This is a genomic window from Streptomyces sparsogenes subsp. cuspidosporus, assembly GCF_039532705.1.
GTDB classification, from domain to species: domain Bacteria; phylum Actinomycetota; class Actinomycetes; order Streptomycetales; family Streptomycetaceae; genus Streptomyces; species Streptomyces sparsogenes.
Map to the genome: position 1 here is coordinate 13,960 of NZ_BAAASD010000017.1, position 19,592 is coordinate 33,551.

Below are 19,592 nucleotides of genomic sequence, written 5' to 3' on the forward strand. Positions count from 1 at the left end.
AACACTCCCATGGCGATCGACGTCAACAACGAGTCCGGCACGGAGATCGACGAGCGCGCGGTGCTGGACGTCGCCCGCTACGCACTGGCCCGGATGCGCATCCACCCGCTCTCCGAGCTCTCGGTGATCGTCGTCGACGCCGACGCCATGGAGCAGCTCCACATCCAGTGGATGGACCTGCCGGGGCCCACCGATGTCATGTCCTTTCCGATGGACGAGCTGCGTCCGCCCTCGAAGGACGACGACGAGCCCCCGCAGGGCCTCCTCGGGGACATCGTGCTCTGCCCCGAGGTGGCCAGGAAGCAGGGGGAGGAGGCGCCGACCGGACACTCGATGGACGAGGAGCTGCAGCTCCTCACCGTCCACGGCGTCCTCCACCTCCTCGGCTACGACCACGAGGAGCCGGACGAGCGGGCCGAGATGTTCGGCCTCCAGGCCGCCATCATCGACGGCTGGCGCGCCGAGCGCGGCATCACCGGCCCCTCCCCGGCCCCCACGACCCGATGACCGGCCGCCTGATCACAGCCGCCGTCCTGCTGGTGGTGGTCGCCTGGCTCGCGGCCTGCGCCGAGGCGGGCCTGGCCCGCACCACCCGCTTCCGCGCCGAGGAGGCCGTACGGGCCGGGCGGCGCGGCAGCGCCAAGCTGATGCAGGTCGCCGAGGACCCCACCCGCTATCTGAACGTGGCGCTGCTGGTGCGGGTCGCCTGCGAGGTGGCGGCCGGCGCGGTCGTCACCTACGCCTGCCTGCGCCAGTTCGACGAGACCTGGAAGGCGCTGACCCTCGCGATCGGCGTGATGGTCCTCGTCTCGTACGTGGCCGTCGGCGTCTCGCCGCGCACCATCGGCGCCCAGCACCCGCTGAACACGGCGACCGCCGCCGCGTACGTCCTGCTGCCCCTGGCCCGCGTCATGGGCCCCATCCCGCCGCTGCTGATCCTCATCGGTAACGCGCTGACGCCCGGCAAGGGCTTCCGCAAGGGCCCGTTCGCCTCCGAGGCCGAGCTGCGCGCCCTGGTGGACCTCGCGGAGAAGGAGTCGCTGATCGAGGACGAGGAGCGGCGCATGGTGCACTCCGTCTTCGAGCTGGGCGACACGCTGGTGCGCGAGGTGATGGTGCCGCGCACCGACCTCGTCGCCATCGAGCGCTTCAAGACCATCCGGCAGGCCCTGACCCTCGCGCTGCGCTCCGGCTTCTCCCGGATCCCGGTCACCGGGGAGAACGAGGACGACATCGTCGGCATCGTCTACCTCAAGGACCTGGCCCGCAAGACCCACATCAACCGGGAGGCCGAGTCCGAGCTGGTCTCCACCGCGATGCGGCCCGCCGCCTTCGTGCCCGACACCAAGAACGCGGGCGACCTGCTGCGCGAGATGCAGCAGGAGCGCAACCACGTCGCGGTCGTCGTCGACGAATACGGCGGCACGGCCGGGATCGTCACCATTGAGGACATCCTCGAGGAGATCGTCGGCGAGATCACCGACGAGTACGACCGCGAGCTGCCGCCCGTCCAGGACCTCGGCCACGGCACCCACCGGGTCACCGCCCGGCTCGGCCTCGACGACCTGGGCGAGCTGTACGGGATCGACCTGGACGACGAGGACGTCGAGACGGTCGGCGGGCTGCTGGCCAAGTCGCTGGGGCGGGTGCCGATCGCGGGCGCCACGGCGGAGGTCGAGGTGGCGGACGGCGGCCCGGACTCCGACCTCAAGGCCCTGCGGCTGACCGCAGAGTCCCCGGCGGGGCGCCGCAACCGCATCGTCACGGTCCTGGTCGAGCCGGTCCGCGCGACGGCGGAGACGGAGCCGGAGGACTGAGGCCTCGTCCTCGGCCCCCGTCGTTCTCGTCCCCTGTCCCCGACCTCCGGACCTCCGCCCGCCCCGCACCGCGCCCCGCCTATGCTCGTCCGCATGAGCGAAGCCGCACCCCTGGACCCCGAAGACCGCAAGATCATCACCCTCGCCCGCTCCGCGCGGGCCCGCAACGGCGTCCCCGAGGGCGCCGCCGTACGCGACGAGACCGGCCGCACCTATGTCGCCGGCACCGTCGCCCTCCCCTCGCTCCCGCTGAGCGCGCTGCGGACCGCCGTCGCGATGGCGGTCGCCAGCGGGGCGAAGTCCCTGGAGGCGGCGGCCGTCGTGACCGAGGCGGAGGCCGTCGCGGACGAGGACGTCGCGGCCGTACGGGACCTGGGCGGGCCGGGCACCCCGGTGCTGCTGGCGGGCCCCGACGGCGAGCCGCGCCGCACGGTCCAGGTCTGAGGGCCCGTACCGCACCGGGCGTGTCGGCGGGGGGCGGGGGATCGGGGACAATGGGCGGCATGAGTGCCGCTACCTCCCCCTCCCGGCCCGAGTCGCGGGCGACCCCGCACCGCGCGGGCTTCGCCTGCTTCGTCGGCCGCCCCAACGCGGGCAAGTCGACCCTGACCAACGCACTGGTGGGGACGAAGGTCGCGATCACCTCCAACCGCCCGCAGACCACCCGCCACACCGTGCGCGGCATCGTGCACCGCCCCGACGCCCAGCTGGTGCTCGTCGACACCCCGGGCCTGCACAAGCCGCGCACCCTGCTCGGCGAGCGGCTGAACGACGTCGTGCGAACCACCTGGGCCGAGGTCGACGTGATCGGCTTCTGCCTTCCCGCCGACCAGAAGCTCGGCCCCGGCGACCGCTTCATCGCGGGCGAGCTGGCCGGGATCAAGAAGACCCCCAAGGTCGCCATCGTCACCAAGACCGACCTGGTCGACTCCCAGCAGCTCGCCGAGCAGCTGATCGCCGTGGACCGGCTCGGCAAGGAGCTGGGCATCGAGTGGGCCGAGATCGTTCCCGTCTCCGCCACCGGCGGCGCCCAGGTGGGCCTCCTCGCCGACCTGCTCGTCCCGCTGCTCCCCGAGGGCCCGGCGCTCTACCCCGAGGGCGACCTCACGGACGAGCCCGAGCAGGTCATGGTCGCCGAGCTGATCCGCGAGGCGGCGCTGGAGGGCGTACGGGACGAGCTGCCGCACTCCATCGCCGTGGTGGTCGAGGAGATGCTCCCCCGCGAGGACCGCCCCGCGGACAAGCCCCTCCTCGACGTCCACGCCAACCTCTACATCGAGCGCCCCAGCCAGAAGGGCATCATCATCGGCCCCAAGGGCAAGCGCCTGAAGGAGGTCGGGACGAAGTCCCGCAAGCACATTGAGGCGCTGCTGGGTACGCCGGTCTTTCTCGATCTGCATGTGAAGGTCGCGAAGGACTGGCAGCGGGATCCCAAACAACTACGGAAGTTGGGGTTCTGACGCCGGGGTTCTGACGGCCTGACCGGTTACGACCTCAGCAGCCGGTCCAGGAACGGGTTGCCGAAGACGCGGTGCGGATCCAGCCGGTCCAGGGTGCGCACCGCGCGGTCCCAGGAGGGGGCGGGGCCCGCCCGGTACGTGCCGGGGACCGTGTCGGAGATGATCTCCTCCGCGTCCCAGGCGGCCGTGTCGGTGTAGCCCCAGCCCTTGGACCACTCGACCCGCGTCTCCGCGTATCCGCCGTCGAAGGTCCGCAGGCAGAACCGCTCCAGCTCGCGGTAGAACTCCATCGCCCCCGGGGTCGTCGGCTGGGTGAGGACGTCCACCCACACCGCGACGTCCCACTCCGGCCGGTCCTCGCGTGGCCGCAGGACGGACAGCAGGGGCGGGCGGGCGCCCTCGGCGCGTACGTCGGCCGGCTGGTCCAGGCCGCTGACCCGGATCTCGACCTGCCCATTGACCGGGAACCGGCCCTCGCGGGCCCAGGCCTCCAGCCGCTCCCGGTAGTAGGAGGTGAACTCCGAGACCACCCGCTGCACCTGGGACCGCGAGGTGACGATGGCGTAGCCGTTGGCTGTCTCGCGCAGGGTCGTGGGCCGCAGATACATCAGCAGATCCCGGGACGGGCCCCACAGGTCGGCCGAGGCGGTGGCGGTGAGCCCGGCCGCGGCGACCGTGTACTGCGCGGCGCCCAGCTCGGGCGCCAGGTACCAGGCGCCCTCGCCGACCAGCCGCCCGGCGAGCCGGGAGACGGGCGTGGGGAGCGAGTCGGAGAACGGGTAGTTGTACGGGCCGGTGGTGGGGCGGGAGGCGGCCGGGCGCCGGGGGCTGACGCTCCACACCTTCAGCCACGGCTTGTCCGTGTACGCGAACCAGATGGCCTCTACCCGGCCCGATTCGTTCATGAAGTCGGCGAAGGTGCGCCCGCGGCGGGCCAGGGGGCTGCCCGGCGCGGCGAACAGCTCGTCGACGGTGAGGTCGATCCGGCTCTGGCAGCGCAGGGGGGTGTCGGGGCCGGCCTGGAGCACGGCTTCGGTGATGAAGGCGCGGCCGAGGTGGGTCAGGAGCGCGTCGGCGTCCCGGTCGGTGGCGCGGTCGAAGGTCCGGAGGACGTACGCGCCCTCGTCCGCGTCCCAGACCACGGCGGTGAGCCGCAGGATGAGGTTGCTGAGCGTGCCGTAGGTGTGGCCGGGGAGCGGTGTCTCGCCGTCGGCCGGGACGCTGGTGCCGTGCCCGTCGATGGCGAGCACCCCGCCGAGCGTCAGCTCACCGGGGGCCGGGGTGTTGGTCACCCCGAGGCCGTGGCCGCCGAGGAACTCCAGCAGCTGTTCGACGGTCACCCCGGTCTGGGCCCGGACGACGCCGTCGGGGGCCGGGCTCTCCAGGCGTAGCGTGGTCAGGTGCTCGGTGGTGTCCAGCAGCAGCACCTTCGCGTCGTCCGCGGTGGTGGGGGTGATGGTCAGCGGGGACCAGTTGTGCGCCTTGCCGCGGGGCCGCAGCCGCCAGCCGGCCTCGTGTGCCCAGTTCGCCAGCGCCACGACGTCCTCGGGGGTGCGGGGGGCGCAGGCCCACAGCCCATGGTGGGCGATCTCCCCGGACCAGTTCAGATAGGGGGAGCGGTGGGCGGTGAGCCCGCCGGGCAGCTCGGGCGGCTCGCTCCCGGCCGCCACGGCGGCGGGCGCCCCGGCGAGCAGGGGCGGGACGGCCAGCGTTCCGGCGACGGCCGCGGCTTTCAGGGCGTTGCGGCGGGACAGTAATTCCGCGGCGGGGGATTCCGGCCCAGCGGGCTGGGCGGGCTGGGCGGGCTGGGCGGGCTGAGCGGGCTGGGCGGGGCGAGAAGGCGGTTGCGGCAGAGTAGGCATGCGCATGTCGCTGCACCGATGATGCGAAGTCAAACCGTTAAGCCGCCAAACTCACTCGAACGAGTGAGTTCCCCTTCTCCTCTTCGCGAGGGGCGGCGCCGTTCAGCCGTACGGGGGAGTGGCGGGCGAGTGCGGGTGAGCTACGCGCCCTCCTTGAGGACCGTGCGCACCAGCTCCCGCTGGGCGTCGCTCAGGTGCGGATCGGCGCAGTGGACGGTCCGCCCGTCCACCGCGATCTCGTAGTGGAACCCGTCCGGGACGCCGCGCGAGGCCGTGATCTGCCCGGTCTCGACGGCCTGGTGGGCCAGGGCTTCCAGGTGCCTGGCGTCGGGCCGGCCGGTGGTGTCCAGCTCGGCCCGACGCTCGATACCGGCGAACCCGCCGGTGCGGGTGACGGAAATGCGCATGCGTCCATCAGTACCCGGTGGGCGCCGTCAGCGCGCCCCCACGACCGTCCCCATCCGGGCCCGCAGGTCGGAGATGCCCACCTTGGTCCAGGCCTCCAGCACCGCCCGCTGCTCCTCGCCCTTCCCGTACCGCGCCTGCGCCGCCGCCACGGTCAGCTGGGCGAAGTCGGCGAAATCCGCGTCGGAGGCCAGCTCCCCGCCGGTCAGGGCGTCGTACCAGATCTGCCCCGCCCGCTCCCAGGCGTGGCCGCCGAGGGCCCGGGCGACGAGGTAGAAGGCGTGGTTGGGGATGCCGGAGTTGATGTGCACACCGCCGTTGTCGCGCGAGGTGCGCACGTAGTCGTCCATCGTCGCGGGCTGCGGGTCCTTGCCGAGGACGTCGTCGTCGTACGCCGTGCCGGGGGCCTTCATGGAGCGCAGTGCGACCCCGCTGACCCGGTCCGCCAGCAGCCCGGCGCCGATCAGCCAGTCGGCCTCCTCGGCCGTCTGGCCGAGCTGGAACTGCTTGGTGAGCGAGCCGAAGACGTCCGACATGGACTCGTTGAGCGCTCCCGACTGGCCGAAGTAGTCCAGGTTGGCCGTGTACTGGGTGACGCCGTGGGTGAGTTCGTGGGCCGCCACGTCGACCGGGATGGTGAAGTCCTTGAAGATCTCGCCGTCGCCGTCGCCGAACACCATCTGTTCGCCGTTCCAGAAGGCGTTGCCGTAGTCCTCGCCGTAGTGGACGGTGGCGTTCAGCGGCAGCCCCGAGTCGTCGATGGAGTGCCTGCCGTAGGACTTGAGGAACATCTCGAAGGTCGCGCCGAGCCCGTCGTAGGCCCGGGTCACCGTGTCGTCGGCGGTCGGCCGGCCGCCCTCGCCGCGCACCTTCTTCCCCGGCAGGTGCTCCTTGCGCCCGGCGTCGAAGATGGTGCGCTTCGGCTTGTCGGAGGGGGCTCCGGTGGGGGCGGCGAGGGCGCGGACGGTGGTGATGCGGCGGCGGGTGCGCTCCAGGGCGTCCCGCTCCAGGGTGCGGCGGGCGGGCCCGGACAGCGCGGGGTCTTCGGCGCGCGCCAGCTTGTCGAGGACGTGCGGCGGCACGATGGTGCAGAAAACGGCGCAGGTGGTGGCGTTGGCGTCCATGCGAGGCAATGTGGCACCGTGTCCGGTCGTTGTCACGCCTTGGAGTCGCGATTCCCGAAATCGAGTGGTTAATGGGCATTCTGGGGTGACGAGAGCGGGGGTATGCGCGGGGCGTGGGCGGGAGACGCGCATCCCGCATAGTGATACGGGTCGGCCGGTCCCGTGGGTCTCGGTTAGGCTGCTGGGCATCATGCGTTTCGGGCTGCTTCTTCTTAGCTGCCGCGGCGAGGGCCTGTAGTCGTAGGCCGACCCCCTCCCCGCGGAGTTCGGCGTTGCGGTGCACACGCCTCGTCGGCCGCCCAGCGGACATACGAGGAGCCTCCCTCATCATGAGCACGCCCGACCCTTCTGCGACCGCCGCGACCACCTCGAACCCGGTCGGCCGCCGTACGCCGATCACCGCCGCGACCGTCACCCAGCGCCCCTCCGGGATGCCGATCCACAAGTACGGCCAGTACGAGGCCGTGGACATCCCGGACCGCACCTGGCCGAACAAGCGCATCACCGCCGCGCCCCGCTGGCTGTCCACCGATCTGCGCGACGGCAACCAGGCGCTGATCGACCCGATGTCCCCGGCCCGCAAGCGCGAGATGTTCGACCTGCTGGTGCGCATGGGCTACAAGGAGATCGAGGTCGGCTTCCCCTCCTCTGGGCAGACCGACTTCGAGTTCGTACGGTCGATCATCGAGGAGGGCGCGATCCCCGAGGACGTGACGATCTCCGTCCTCACCCAGGCGCGCGAGGAGCTGATCGAGCGCACCGTGGAGTCCCTGCGCGGGGCCCACAAGGCGACCGTCCACCTGTACAACGCCACGGCCCCCGTCTTCCGCCGGGTGGTCTTCCGGGGCTCGCGCGAGCAGGTCAAGCAGATCGCGGTGGACGGCACCCGGCTGGTGATGGAGTACGCCGACAAGATCCTGGGCGACGAGACCGTCTTCGGCTACCAGTACAGCCCCGAGATCTTCACCGACACCGAGCTGGACTTCGCGCTGGAGGTCTGCGAGGGCGTCATGGACGTCTGGCAGCCCGAGGACGGCCGGGAGATCATCCTCAATCTGCCCGCCACCGTCGAGCGCTCCACCCCCTCCACCCACGCGGACCGCTTCGAGTGGATGTCGCGCCACCTGTCCCGGCGCGAGTACGTCTGCCTGTCCGTCCACCCGCACAACGACCGCGGCACCGCCGTCGCCGCCGCCGAGCTGGCGATCATGGCGGGCGCGGACCGCATCGAGGGCTGCCTGTTCGGGCAGGGCGAGCGCACCGGCAACGTGGACCTGGTGACGCTGGGCATGAACCTCTTCTCCCAGGGCGTCGACCCGCAGATCGACTTCTCCCAGATCGACGAGATCCGCCGCACCGCCGAGTACTGCAACCAGATGGAGATCCACCCGCGCCACCCCTACGCGGGCGATCTGGTCTACACCGCCTTCTCCGGCTCCCACCAGGACGCCATCAAGAAGGGGTTCGAGGCGATGGAGACGAGCGCGGCCGAGCAGGGCAAGACGGTCGACGAGATCGAGTGGGCGGTCCCGTACCTGCCGATCGACCCCAAGGACGTCGGTCGCTCCTACGAGGCGGTCATCCGGGTCAACTCGCAGTCCGGCAAGGGCGGCATCGCCTATGTCCTGAAGAACGACCACAAGCTGGACCTGCCGCGCCGGATGCAGATCGAGTTCTCGAAGATTATTCAGGCCAAGACCGACGCCGAGGGCGGCGAGGTCACCCCGGCCCAGATCTGGTCGGTCTTCCAGGACGAGTACCTGCCCACCGACGACAACCGGTGGGGCCGGATCTCGCTGCGCACCGCGCAGACCTCGACCACCAGCGAGGGCACCGACGCGCTCACCGTCGAGGCCGTCGTGGACGGCGCCGAGACCGTGCTGACCGGCTCCGGCAACGGTCCGCTCGCCGCGTTCTTCGACGCGCTGGCCGCCATCGACGTGGACGTACGCTTGCTGGACTACTCCGAGCACACCCTCAGCGAGGGCGCGGGCTCGCAGGCCGCCGCGTACATCGAGTGCGCGATCGACGGCAAGGTGCTGTGGGGGGTCGGCATCGACGCCAACATCGTGCGGGCCTCCCTGAAGGCCGTCGTCTCGGCGGTCAACCGCGCCACCCGCTGAGTCACCCGGCCCCGTCCGCCGCTCGGCCCCGGCGCGGCGGACGGGGCGCGTGTTTGGCCTGTTGTCTCCGTTCGGGGTACTGACGCCACATCATGGATGTGGCTAGCATCACGTCAGCGCGGCAATGTGGCCGAAGCGTTATGGAGGTGTGACGTGGTGCACGCGCGAGCCCGACGCGACCGGGACCTGTGTGTGATAGGCGTCCGCACCCTATGGCGGACCGTGGGTGACGGCGAGTTCTTCTGCCCCGACTGCGGAGGCGACCGCAACTACCGCCGGCGCACCGGCCGCCGCCGTATCGTCGTCCTCGGCCTCCCGGTCCTGCCCCGTGGACCGGTCGCCCCGGTCGTCGAGTGCGCCGCCTGCGGCGGCCGCTTCGGCACCGAGGCGCTGGACCACCCCACCACCACCCGCTTCTCCGCGATGCTGCGCGACGCCGTGCACACCGTGGCCCTGGCGGTGCTCGCCGCGGGCGGCACCGACTCGCCCGCGGTGCGGCAGGCCGCGGTGGGCGCGGTGCGGGCCGCGGGCTTCCCCGACTGCGGCGAGGAGCAGCTGCTGGAGCTCATCGCCGCCCTCGCCGCCGACACCGGACGGCTGCCCGGCGCCGCCGCGTACGACGCCGGGGCCACGGGCCCGGGCGGAGCCGCGGGAGCCGCCGGAGCGGCCGGCGCCGTGGGGCAGGCCGGGCGGGACATCGGGCGGGACGGCCTGGATCCGTGCGGCACCGCGCTGGCCATCGAGCTCCACGAGGCCCTGGAGCCGCTCGCCCCGCATCTGGCGCCGACGGGGCGGGAGTCCATCCTGCTGCAGGGCGCCCGGATCGCGGTGGCCGACGGCCCGTACCGGCCGGCGGAGCGGACCGTGCTGGAGACCGTGGGGCGGGCGCTGATGATCTGCCCCGACGACACGGCCCGGCTGCTGGCCGCGATCCGCGCGCCGTTCTGAGCGGGGCCCTCCTGAGCGGGGCCCTTCCGAGCCGGGCCGGGCCCGCCGGTTCGTTACTCCCCCGGGAGTAACCGGGCCCGCCGCGCGCCCGTCGCAGTAGCCGTCATCTCCCTCGCCGGTGCGACGATTCGCCCGCCATGCGCCGGGAGTCTGGAGGGCATGCAGACCACGCGACAGGCGCGCACCACCTCGCCACGAAAGCCGGGAGAGCCGGGGGAGCCGGGGAAACCAGGGGAGTCTGAAGGGTCGGCGCGCGCCGGGGGCCGGCGCCGGGCGCTGCCGTGGACGGTCATCGCCGTCTGGGTGCTCGCGCTCCTGGTCGCCGTGCCCTTCGCGGGCCGGCTGGGCGACGCCAAGCGCGACACGGCCGTCGACTACCTCCCCGCGAGCGCCGACTCCACCCAGGTCGCCGAACTCCAGGCGGCGCTGCCCGGCGGCGACACCACCGACCTCGTCCTCGTCTACCGGCGGGACGGCGGGCTGACCGCCGCCGACCGCGAGACGGCCGACGCGCAGGTGGCCCGGGTCGCCGGCCGCCACCACACCGTCCAGGGCGGGCCGCCGCGTGCCATCCCGTCCCGGGACGGCACCACCGTGATGTACCCGATGGCGCTCACCGGGCTGAAGGACGAGAAGGCGCGCGCCGACGCCATCAAGGACGTGCGCGCCGCACTGGCCGACCACCCCGCGGGGCTGAGCGTCCGGGTCGGCGGCGACGGCGCGCTGGGCGCCGACTCGCAGGAGGTGTTCGCCTCCACGGACTCCACCCTGATGCTGGCCACCGTCGGCGTGGTCGCCCTGCTGCTGGTCCTCACTTACCGCAGCCCGTTCCTGTGGCTGGTGCCGCTGGCGGTGGTCGGGGTGGCCGCGCTGGCCGCGATGGCCGTCGTCTATGGTCTCGTCCAGGGCTTCGACCTCGTCGTCACCAGCATGAGTTCGTCGATCATGACCGTCCTGGTGTTCGGCGCCGGCACCGACTACGCCCTGCTGCTGGTCTCCCGCTACCGCGAGGAGCTGCGCCGCCACCGGCTCCCGTACGACGCGATGCGCGCGGCCCTGCGCGGCTGCGGCCCGGCCGTCCTCGCCTCCTGCGGCACCGTCGCGGCCGGGCTGCTGTGCCTGCTCGCCGCCGACCTCAACAGCAGCAGCGGCCTCGGGCCGGTCGGCGCGGTCGGTGTGGTGTGCGCGCTCGCCGCCATGCTGACGCTGCTGCCCGCGGTGCTGGTGCTGCTCGGCCGCCGGGTGTTCTGGCCGCTGATCCCCGCGTACGGCAGCGAGCCGCGCGCCCGGCGCGGCCTGTTCGCCGCCATGGGGAGCTCGGCGGGACGCCGGCCCGGCACCGTGCTGCTCGCCGGCGGCGCGCTGCTCGGCGCCCTCGCGCTCGGCGTCCTCAACCTGCCCGGCTACCTCAAGCAGGCGGACACCTTCACCCAGGCCCCCGAGTCCGTCGCCGCCATGAAGACCCTGTCCGAGGCCTACCCCGAGCGCAGCAGCCAGCCGATCAGCGTCCTCGCGCACACCGACCGCGCCGGACAGGCGCTCGCCCGGGCGCGCGCCACCGACGGGGTCGCGGCGGAGCGGGGCCGCAGCGGCGGGGGATGGACCGAGATCGACGTCTACGCCACCGCGCCCCCGCAGTCGGCGGGCGAGGAGCGCACGATCCGCGCACTGCGCGCCGGGCTCGACCGGGTCGCGGGCGCCGAGGCCCGCGTCGGCGGGCCCAGCGCCCAGGAACTCGACCTGAAGGACACCAACGCGCGCGACCGGACGCTCGTCATCCCGCTCGTCCTCCTCGCCGTCCTGCTGATCCTCGCCGCCCTGCTGCGCAGCCTGGTCGCGCCCCTCGTCCTGGTCGTCGCCGTGGTGGCCGTCTGGGGCGCGGCGATGGGCCTCGGCGGCCTCTTCTTCGAGCCGGTGTTCGGCTTCGCGGGGATCGACCCCGGACTGCCGCTGCTGTCGTTCGTCTTCCTGGTCGCCCTCGGCGTCGACTACGGCATCTTCCTGATGCACCGCATGCGGGAGGAGTCCCTGCGCGGCGCGGACGTCTCCGAGGCGGCGATCACCGCCCTGCGCACCACGGGCGGGGTGATCGCCTCGGCGGGCGTGGTGCTGGCGGCCACCTTCGCGGTCCTGGGGTCGCTGCCGCTGGTGATGCTGGCCGAGATGGGCTTCGTCGTCGCGGTCGGGGTGCTGCTCGACACGTTCCTGGTCCGCACCTATCTGGTGACCTCGGCGAGCCTGCTGCTGGGGCGTTGGGTGTGGTGGCCGGGGGCGCTCTCCCGCCGCCCGGCCGCGCCCGGGACGCCCGCGCCCGGCACGCCCGCGCCCGAGTCCCCCGCGCCCGGGGCGGGTGGAGGCCGCTGACGGGGGCTCCTCCCCCCGGGCCCTGGGCCGGGTGCCGCCAGCCCGTCGGGTGCCGCCGGGCGGCGTCGTACTCCGTCGTACGGCGTCGGGAAGCGGCGGCAAAGGGGAAGCCCCCTCCGCACGCGCATGGCCCGCGCAGATGCCGATCCCCGAGGATGGACCCGTGCCCGCACAGACCCTCACCGAGCCCGAGCGGCGACCGGCGCCGCCCGCGCCACGCCCCAAAGCCCTGCCGGGCCGCGTGCTGCGCGCCCTGCACCGGCGCCCCGGCGGGGCCGGGGGCCGGGCCGGGGCCGCCTCCCCGCGGCGGGCCGACGCGGCGCTCGCGGCGGCCGTGCTCGCCGTGCAGTGCGCTCTGGCGCTGTTCGTGCACGGGGCGGGCAACCGCCGCCTGGACGCGGTCGGGTGGGCGCTGCTGGTCGGCAGCGCCGTGGCACTGGCCGGGCGCCGGCGCAGCCCGATGCTCGTCACCGTGGCGGTCGTCCTCATGGTGGGGCCGTACCACGCGCTGAACTACGAGCACATCGCCGCCGTGCCGCCCGGGCTGATCGCCCTCTACACCCTCGCGGTCTGCGGCCCGCCCCTGCGGTCCCTGCTCACCGTCACCTTCGTGATCGGGATCATGGTGACGGTCATGTCGTGGGGCGGCCGGCCGCACGGTGCCACGGAGGTGCTGCGCTCCTCCGGCTGGGTGCTGTCGGTGGTGGTGATCGGCGAGGCGGTGCGGATCCACCGCCGGTACGTCGCGGCGATCGTCGAGCGCGCGGAGCGCGCCGAGCGGACCCGGGAGGAGGAGGCCGCCCGGCGGGTCGCGGAGGAGCGGCTGCGGATCGCCCGCGACCTGCACGACCTGCTGGCGCACAGCATCACGCTGATCGGCGTCCAGACCTCGGTCGCCGCCCATGTGCTGGTCGCCGACCCGGAGCGGCTCGACCGCGAGACGTTGGTCAAGGCGCTCGACTCCATCGCCGACACCTGCCGCGACGCCCGCGCCGAACTGCGGGCCACGTTGCAGGTGCTGCGGGCGGGGGAGGGCGGCGAAGCCGACACCGCGGACGGCGGCGGCACCGGCCCGCCGCCCGGGCTGGCCGGTCTCGCCGACCTGGCGGCGGCCGCCGAGGCGGCGGGGGTACGGGTGCGGCTGACCGTCGACGTGGCCGAGCCGGACCTGTCGCCCGCGGTGGGCGCGGCCATCTACCGCATCGCGCAGGAGGCCCTGACCAATGCCGTGCGCCACGCGCCCGGCACCCGGGTGCGGCTCTCCGTGGCCCGGGACGGCGGGGACGCGCTGCGCGTCGAGGCCGTGGACGACGGCCCCTCGGGCGACCGCGCGCCCGCGCCGGGGGACGCCGACCGCCCGGGGGGTTACGGCCTCGTCGGCATGCGGGAGCGCGCCCGCAGCGTGGCGGGGACCCTGACCGCCGGGCCGCGCCGGGACGGCCCCGGCTTCGCGGTGACGGCCACACTGCCGTACGGCAGGGGCGCGCGGGAGCGCGGCGAGCCGCCCAACGCCCAAGGACCGGGCGGCGCTGGAACGGGCGGCCCTGGAACGCGCGGCCCTGGACCGGGCGGCCCTGGAACGGACGAGCCGAGCACCGAACGAGGAGGAACCCCATGAGCGCCCCGCGAACGGCCCCGGACACTCCGATCAGGGTGCTGCTCGCCGACGACCAGACGCTCGTCCGCGCCGCCTTCGCGATGCTGGTGGAGTCGGCCCGTGACATGGAGGTCGTCGGGCAGGCGGGCACCGGCCGGGAGGCGGTCGAACTGGCCCGTGCCACGCGCGCCGACCTGGTCGTCATGGACATCCGGATGCCCGACCTCGACGGCATCGAGGCCACCCGCCGCATCGCCGCGGACGACGACCTGGCCGGGGTGAAGATCCTCGTCCTGACCACCTACGACACCGACGAGCACATCGTCGAGGCGCTGCGCGCCGGCGCCTCCGGATTCCTGGTGAAGGACACCCGGCCCGCCGATCTGCTGGACGCCATACGGACCGTGGCGGCCGGCGAGTCCCTGCTGTCGCCCGGCCCCACCGCCCGCCTCATCGCCCGTGTGCTGCGCCTCCCGGCCGCGCCGCCCCCGGCCGCCACCGCCCCCGCCGGCCTGGACGCGCTGTCCCAGCGGGAGCGCCAGGTCCTCACCCTCGTCGCCCGTGGGCTGAACAACGCGGAGATCGCCGAGGCGCTCGGCCTTTCGCCGCTGACAGCCAAGACCCATGTCAGCCGGATCATGGGCAAGCTCGACGCGCGCGACCGGGCCCAACTGGTCATCACGGCCTACGAGTGCGGCCTGGTCACCCCGTCGCGCTGCGAGGCGGGCTGAATGCGACCGCCGGACGCGAGGCGGTCCGGGCCGGCCGCCGGACGCGGGGCGGTCGCTCAGGCGGCGGGGGCGGGGGCGGGCTCGGACCAGGCGTAGGGGGCGAGCTGTTCGTCCAGCGGGGCGTCGGTCATCCGGTTGGCGAGGGTGGACAGGGTGTAGGCGCCGATGCCCAGCACCACCTCCAGGGCGTTGCGCGGGGTGTACCCGTGGGCGAGGAAGGCGTCGAGGGCGTCGGGGCCGACCGCTCCCGCGCGCTCCACCACCTCGACGGTGAAGGCCCGTACGGCGTCCAGCCGTTCGTCGGGCAGGGGGCGCCGCTCCCGCAGCGCGGCGATGAGTTCCGGGTCCGCGCCCAGCGCGGTGAGCTTGCCGGTGTGCATGGCGACGCAGACGTGGCAGGCGTTGCGGGTCGCGATGGTGAGGATGACCACCTCGCGCGTCAGCGGGTCCAGCGTCGTGGTCTCGAACAGGCCGCTGAGCTTGAGGAAGCCGTCCAGCAGCTGGGGCGAGGCGGCCAGCCGGCCGGCCGGCGCCGGGAGGTAGCCCAGGCGCCGGGTCATGGTCTCCATGAGCCCGCGCGAGGCGGCCGGGGCGGACTCCAGGGTGTGGTCGACGAAGACGGTGGACGGGGTGGACAGGGCGGACGGGGTGGATGGGGCGGGCGGGTGTGTGGGCATGGCGAAGCTCCCTGGCCTAGGATGGACAACGTGGTTGTCGAAAACGTAAACCAGGTTGTCGAGTTGCGCAATGGCCGATGACACCCAGCGCGCCCGGGCCCAGGACCGGCCGGGCTATGAGCTGCCCCTGCTGTTGTTCGCCGGATTCCGGTCGCTCATCGACCAGTTGCACGCCGAGCTGGCCCGCCAGGGCCACCCGGAGGTCCGCCCTGCCTATGGCTTCGCCATGCAGGCCATCGGCCGCGACGGCGCCACCGCCAGCGAGCTGGGCCGGCGGCTCGGCGTCTCCAAGCAGGCCGCGGGCAAGACGGCCGACCGCCTGGAGGCGCTTGGCTACGCCGTGCGCGCCGACGATCCGGCGGACGCCCGGCGCAAGGTGATCCGGCTGACCCCGCGCGGTATGGACTCGCTCGCCAGATCGGCCGCCATCTTCGAGGAGCTGCGCGCCCAGTGGGCTGTCGCGCTCGGCCCCGAGCGGCTGCGCGACCTGGAGGACGACCTGAGCGTCATGGTGCCCCGGGGCGCCCTGCGCCTCGACGCGGCCGGGTGGTTCGGCGCCTGAGCACCCGGCTAGCGCGAGGCGCCGCCCTCGCCGTTCCTGCCACCCTCGCCGTTCCTGCCACCCCCGCCGTTCCTGCCGCCCTCGCCGTTCCCGCCGTCCCCTCCGTCCTCGCGGTCCGCGCCACCCGCGCCGCCCCGTTCGCCCTCCGCCACCCCGAACAGCTCCAGGCACGGCTCCAGGCCCGTCACCCGCACCGGGACGGTGCGGTGGGCCTCCCAGCCCGCGCGGTCCAGCCGCAGCCGCTGGAGGGTGCGGGCCTGCCCGCGTACGGCCAGCACCTCGAGGCCGTCCGGGCGGTAGCCGATCCGCCGCGAGACGCCCAGCGAGCGCGGGTTCTCCAGCATCGCGGCCGAGACCACGGTGCGCGCCCCCAGCCCCTCGAAGGCCAGGTGTGTCACCGCCGCGCGCATCTCCGTGCCGATGCCCTTCCCCTGGTGGGCCAGGCCCAGCCAGGAGCCGGTCTCCGCCTGCCGGGTCACCGCGAAGTCGGTTGCCATCAGGTCCTGGCGGCCGACCACCTCGCCCTCGCGCAGCACCGCGAAGCTCATGGCCCACTTCTCCGGGCGCCACTGCGCGACGGTGCCCAGCAGGTGCTGGAAGGTGCTGCGCCCGACCTGCTCCGGCGTGCCGTCGGTCCACGGGACGGAGAACGGCATCTCGGCGGGGTCGTGGACGCCCGCCACCGCGAGCGCGGCCATCTCGTCGAGGAGTTCCAGGTCCGGAAGGCGCAGTTCCAGGCGTGGCGTGGTGAGCCGCAACCCGTAGGGCGGCCAGTAATGGAGGTCCATGACGAGAGGCTGCCGAATGGCCTGGCTCCCGTCGAATCAATTTTGTCAACGGGGCGCTGACCTGCGGCGGAGTTCGTGATCTACAGATGGAGTAGGGCTGCTGTTTCCATTCCCGTAAAGATCCGTATTCCGCCGTCCCGGACGATCCCCGAGGGACAGCCGACGGCACCTCGCCGGTCGGAGCGACCGGGGGAAGCGGGACAGGGGGAAGCGCACGATGTCCTTCGACGAGGAATGGGCCCAGCTCAAGGCCGCCGCGCGGGAGGAGCACTCCGCGCCGGCGCGGACCAGCGGCATGAGGCTCAACCAACTCGACGGCGGCGGGGGTGGGGTCACCCCGTTCGGCGGGCTGTGCACCAGCGCGTCGGAGAAGAAGGCGGCGGCCGGGGTGATCGAGGACGAGCTGGAGCCGGGCCTGACCAACGCGGGCGACGACGCGGACACCAAGTCCAACACGGCGATCAGCGAGTTCCACGGCTGGGACACCGCGCTGGGGCTCAAGCACGTCCTGACCGAGTGGCAGACGCAGGTGAAGGCCCTGGCCAAGCGGATCGGCGGGGAGAAGGAGGCCCTGCGCGGCGCCAACACCCTCTTCCTGGGCACCGACCTCGACACCGGCAACAGCTTCTGCGGCATCTACCAGCCCGGCACCCACCCGTACAACATCCCCGCCACCGGCGGCTCGCAGCCCCCGCTGCCCCTTCCCCTCACCTCCTCGTACCACTGAGAGGGAAACAGATGGTCACCTTCCGTCAGGTCATGGACACCGACCTCTCCAAGCTGACCGACGCGGCCCAGGCGTGGGACGACATGGCCGACAAGATCGAGAAGCTGGAGACGACGTACCAGACGAAGGTCCAGAAGATCAGCTCCGGCCTGTCCTGGACCGGCATCAGCGCCAACTCCGCCTTCAACCTGGCCGTCCAGACCCGCCATGAGTTCGACGCGGCCCAGGTGGAGGCCCGGGCCGTCGCGGATCTGCTGCGCGACGCCCACGGGCAGTTCGTGCGGCTGGTGGCCGCCGTCAAGGACGCGGTCAAGGAGGCGGAGAAGGCCGGGATGAAGGTCGACGGCGACGGCCGCTGCACCTACGACTACTCCAAGGTCACCGAGCAGGAGGCCTTCTCCCTCCGCCACGACCCCGACCTGCCGGAGACCGAGCGCTCCTGGACCCGGCGGATCGAGCAGGCCGTCAAGGCCGTCGACGACGCCGACTACGGGGTCAAGCTCGCGCTGCGCGAGTCCGTCAAGGACACCGACGGCAAGGGCGACCCGAAGGGCTTCAACGGGGCCGCGCAGGGCGATGTCGAGGTGTACGAGGGGCGGCGGGCCACGGAGCTGGGGGAGAAGCTCGTCGACGGGAAGCTGTCGCCGGCGGAGCTGAAGGAAATGCAGATCCTGATGCGCAACAACGCCGACAGCAAGCCCTTCACCCAGACCTTCCTCGGCGGCCTGGGCCCCGAGGAGGCCATCAGGCTCGGCGACAAGCTCACCCGGCTCTCGTACAACCGCGATGGCTCGGTCAACACCGAATACCTCTCCGTGGAGCAGGGGCTCGCGCACTCGGTGGCCACCGCCACCACCGTGCCGGGGAGCATCAGCGAACGCCCCCCCGGCTCACCGGAGTTCAACGCCTGGCTGAACAGCCCGGACGGCCGGTTCTACCGCGAGTGGACCGAAGGCGTCCGGAAGGTCGGCACCAAGAACTTCGGCAGCGGGACCGAGCCGCGCTACGGCTACCAGGCGTACGTGAGCATGCTCGACAACTACGACAAGTTCGACGACCAGTACCTCTACTCGCTGGGCGACGACATCATCAAGGCGGAGAAGAAGGAAAAAGGGTCGCTGTGGACCCAGTGGGGCTTCGGCGGCTTCGGCTTCCGGAACGACCCGCTCGACGCGGTCCTGGGCCTCATGGGAAAGAACCCCGACGCCGCCACCGCGTTCCTCGACCCGGGCGGCAAGGGCCCGCTGAAGAACGACCACCTCGCCTATCTCCTCGAGGACCGCGACTGGCCGCAGCTCGCGAACGTCGGCTACGCCACGACCAGTGTCCACGACGACCCGTTGGGCAAGATGGGCCTCGGCGCCGCCCTCGAAGCCGCCGCCACCGGCTACGCCCCGGGCACCGACCACCCGTTGGGGCAGCACACCGAGGCCCAGGCCCGGGTGCTGCACCAGGCCGTCGCGTCCCTCAACAACGCGGGCGGGGCGGAGAAGCTGGACTTCGCGCTGCGCCGGCCGATGGCGAACATCCTCATGGACTACACCCCCGATGTGCACCAGACGCTGGCCCGCGACAACACCGTCTACCGCGCGCACGACGGGGTGTGGGTCGACAACGGCGTCACCAAGGTGTCGATCCCCGAGGACCAGCTCGTCAAGATCATGCGCGGGATCGCCAACGACCCCGAGGCGTACGCCGACATGTACAACGCGGAGGCGCACTACGTGGCGGACACCTTCTCCAGCATGCCGGAGAAGGTGTCCGAGAACACCCGGGTGCCGATCCAGGAGGCGTCCTCGGCGCTCGGCATGTACGACGGGGTGCGCGCGGACGTCCTCTTCGACGACCGCGACAAGAAGATCCAGTGGGAGCGGGACTTCAACAACCGGCTCACCGGCGTCACCAGCCTGGCCCCGAAGTTCGTCCCCAAGACCTATGTGCTGCCCGTCGAAATCGCCTACCGGATCATCCGCACCGAGTCGCACGACCTCATGTGGGAGCGCATCAAGGAAGCCGGCATGGAGGCGTCCCTGGAGAACGCCAAGCAGTTCACGGCGGGCCAGAAGGAGGTCGACTCCATGGTCGCCTCGTGGGCCAGGACCCACGGCCACGCCGAGGACAGCAACTACACCAAAGACCTCATCGGCATCGGCCAGACCAAGCACGCCGAGGGCCGCAACCAGGCCCTGATCCACCTGCGCGCCGACTACTGAGACCGCCTCGCCGAGGCCGCCCCGCCGAGACAGCCCCGTCGAGCCCGCCTCGCCGAGACCCCCTCACCCGGCCCGCCCCGCCGAGGCCGCCCCACCGAGACCCCCTCACCGAGACCCCCTCACCGGGACCGCCCCGCCGAGGCCGCCCCACCGAGACCCCCTCACCGAGCCCGCCTCGCCGAGGCCGTGGGCCC

General features: G+C 72.9%; 16 protein-coding genes and 1 pseudogene. 12 read left to right on the forward strand and 5 right to left on the reverse strand.

Going from position 1 to position 19,592, the window contains the following annotated elements; genetic code table 11:
- Window positions 1-9: 9 nt before the first annotated feature.
- From ybeY to era, 4 genes are all read left to right on the forward strand, one after another.
- Window positions 10-507, forward strand: a complete 498-nt coding sequence (gene ybeY, locus ABFY07_RS20825; protein WP_065959243.1) for an rRNA maturation RNase YbeY — start codon at window positions 10-12, stop codon at window positions 505-507.
- The gene (locus ABFY07_RS20830; protein WP_346175945.1) at window positions 504-1,817 is read left to right on the forward strand and encodes a hemolysin family protein; all 1,314 of its coding nucleotides are present in this window, start codon (window positions 504-506) and stop codon (window positions 1,815-1,817) included. Before ybeY ends, ABFY07_RS20830 begins: the two co-directional genes overlap by 4 nt.
- 81 nt (window positions 1,818-1,898) lie before the next feature.
- On the forward strand, window positions 1,899-2,261 hold the full coding sequence (locus ABFY07_RS20835; protein ID WP_346175946.1) for a cytidine deaminase: 363 nt from the start codon (window positions 1,899-1,901) through the stop codon (window positions 2,259-2,261).
- Window positions 2,262-2,311: 50 nt separating this feature from the next.
- Window positions 2,312-3,277: a GTPase Era gene (gene era, locus ABFY07_RS20840; RefSeq protein ID WP_065959238.1), complete on the forward strand. Its 966-nt coding sequence runs from the start codon at window positions 2,312-2,314 to the stop codon at window positions 3,275-3,277.
- Window positions 3,278-3,303: 26 nt separating this feature from the next.
- Here era and ABFY07_RS20845 read toward each other — a convergent pair whose 3' ends face one another.
- The 3 genes from ABFY07_RS20845 to ABFY07_RS20855 form a co-directional block, all read right to left on the reverse strand.
- Window positions 3,304-5,145 (reverse strand): cholesterol oxidase substrate-binding domain-containing protein, encoded by a 1,842-nt coding sequence (locus ABFY07_RS20845; protein ID WP_346175947.1) that lies wholly within the window; start codon window positions 5,143-5,145, stop codon window positions 3,304-3,306.
- A 134-nt stretch (window positions 5,146-5,279) separates the two neighbouring features.
- Window positions 5,280-5,546 carry a protealysin inhibitor emfourin gene (locus ABFY07_RS20850; RefSeq protein WP_065959236.1) on the reverse strand — a complete coding sequence of 89 codons (267 nt, stop codon included), beginning with the start codon at window positions 5,544-5,546 and terminating at the stop codon, window positions 5,280-5,282.
- Between the two features lie 27 nt (window positions 5,547-5,573).
- Window positions 5,574-6,668: a M4 family metallopeptidase gene (locus ABFY07_RS20855; protein WP_346175948.1), complete on the reverse strand. Its 1,095-nt coding sequence runs from the start codon at window positions 6,666-6,668 to the stop codon at window positions 5,574-5,576.
- A gap of 329 nt (window positions 6,669-6,997) precedes the next feature.
- On the opposite strand from ABFY07_RS20855, the gene leuA reads away from it, so the two are divergent.
- The 5 genes from leuA to ABFY07_RS20880 all read left to right on the forward strand — a co-directional run bounded on the left by leuA (window position 6,998) and on the right by ABFY07_RS20880 (window position 14,431).
- Window positions 6,998-8,791, forward strand: coding sequence for a 2-isopropylmalate synthase (leuA, locus tag ABFY07_RS20860; protein ID WP_346175949.1), 1,794 nt, complete (start codon window positions 6,998-7,000; stop codon window positions 8,789-8,791).
- 153 nt (window positions 8,792-8,944) lie between these two features.
- On the forward strand, window positions 8,945-9,739 hold the full coding sequence (locus tag ABFY07_RS20865) for a TerB family tellurite resistance protein (protein ID WP_346175950.1): 795 nt from the start codon (window positions 8,945-8,947) through the stop codon (window positions 9,737-9,739).
- Window positions 9,740-9,898: 159 nt separating this feature from the next.
- A complete protein-coding gene (locus ABFY07_RS20870; protein ID WP_346175951.1) occupies window positions 9,899-12,103 on the forward strand; it encodes an MMPL family transporter in 2,205 nt (734 codons plus the stop codon).
- Between the two features lie 139 nt (window positions 12,104-12,242).
- On the forward strand, window positions 12,243-13,721 hold the full coding sequence (locus ABFY07_RS20875; protein ID WP_428836974.1) for a sensor histidine kinase: 1,479 nt from the start codon (window positions 12,243-12,245) through the stop codon (window positions 13,719-13,721).
- Window positions 13,718-14,431 carry a response regulator transcription factor gene (locus ABFY07_RS20880; protein WP_065959223.1) on the forward strand — a complete coding sequence of 238 codons (714 nt, stop codon included), beginning with the start codon at window positions 13,718-13,720 and terminating at the stop codon, window positions 14,429-14,431. The genes ABFY07_RS20875 and ABFY07_RS20880 overlap by 4 nt, the downstream gene beginning before the upstream one ends.
- 56 nt (window positions 14,432-14,487) lie before the next feature.
- On the opposite strand, the gene ABFY07_RS20885 is transcribed toward ABFY07_RS20880, so the two are convergent.
- Window positions 14,488-15,108 carry a carboxymuconolactone decarboxylase family protein gene (locus ABFY07_RS20885; RefSeq protein ID WP_346175952.1) on the reverse strand — a complete coding sequence of 207 codons (621 nt, stop codon included), beginning with the start codon at window positions 15,106-15,108 and terminating at the stop codon, window positions 14,488-14,490.
- Window positions 15,109-15,178: 70 nt separating this feature from the next.
- Between ABFY07_RS20885 and ABFY07_RS20890 the strand changes: the two genes are divergently transcribed.
- Window positions 15,179-15,670 carry a MarR family winged helix-turn-helix transcriptional regulator gene (locus ABFY07_RS20890; protein ID WP_346175953.1) on the forward strand — a complete coding sequence of 164 codons (492 nt, stop codon included), beginning with the start codon at window positions 15,179-15,181 and terminating at the stop codon, window positions 15,668-15,670.
- Between the two features lie 149 nt (window positions 15,671-15,819).
- Here ABFY07_RS20890 and ABFY07_RS20895 read toward each other — a convergent pair.
- Window positions 15,820-16,458 (reverse strand): annotated as a pseudogene (locus tag ABFY07_RS20895) (GNAT family N-acetyltransferase); the annotation flags it as partial.
- Between the two features lie 217 nt (window positions 16,459-16,675).
- Between ABFY07_RS20895 and ABFY07_RS20900 the strand changes: the two are divergent.
- Together ABFY07_RS20900 and ABFY07_RS20905 are read left to right on the forward strand one after the other, a co-directional pair.
- Window positions 16,676-17,185: a hypothetical protein gene (locus ABFY07_RS20900; protein ID WP_346175954.1), complete on the forward strand. Its 510-nt coding sequence runs from the start codon at window positions 16,676-16,678 to the stop codon at window positions 17,183-17,185.
- An 11-nt stretch (window positions 17,186-17,196) separates the two neighbouring features.
- Window positions 17,197-19,398, forward strand: coding sequence for a DUF6571 family protein (locus ABFY07_RS20905; RefSeq protein ID WP_346175955.1), 2,202 nt, complete (start codon window positions 17,197-17,199; stop codon window positions 19,396-19,398).
- Window positions 19,399-19,592: the final 194 nt, after the last annotated feature.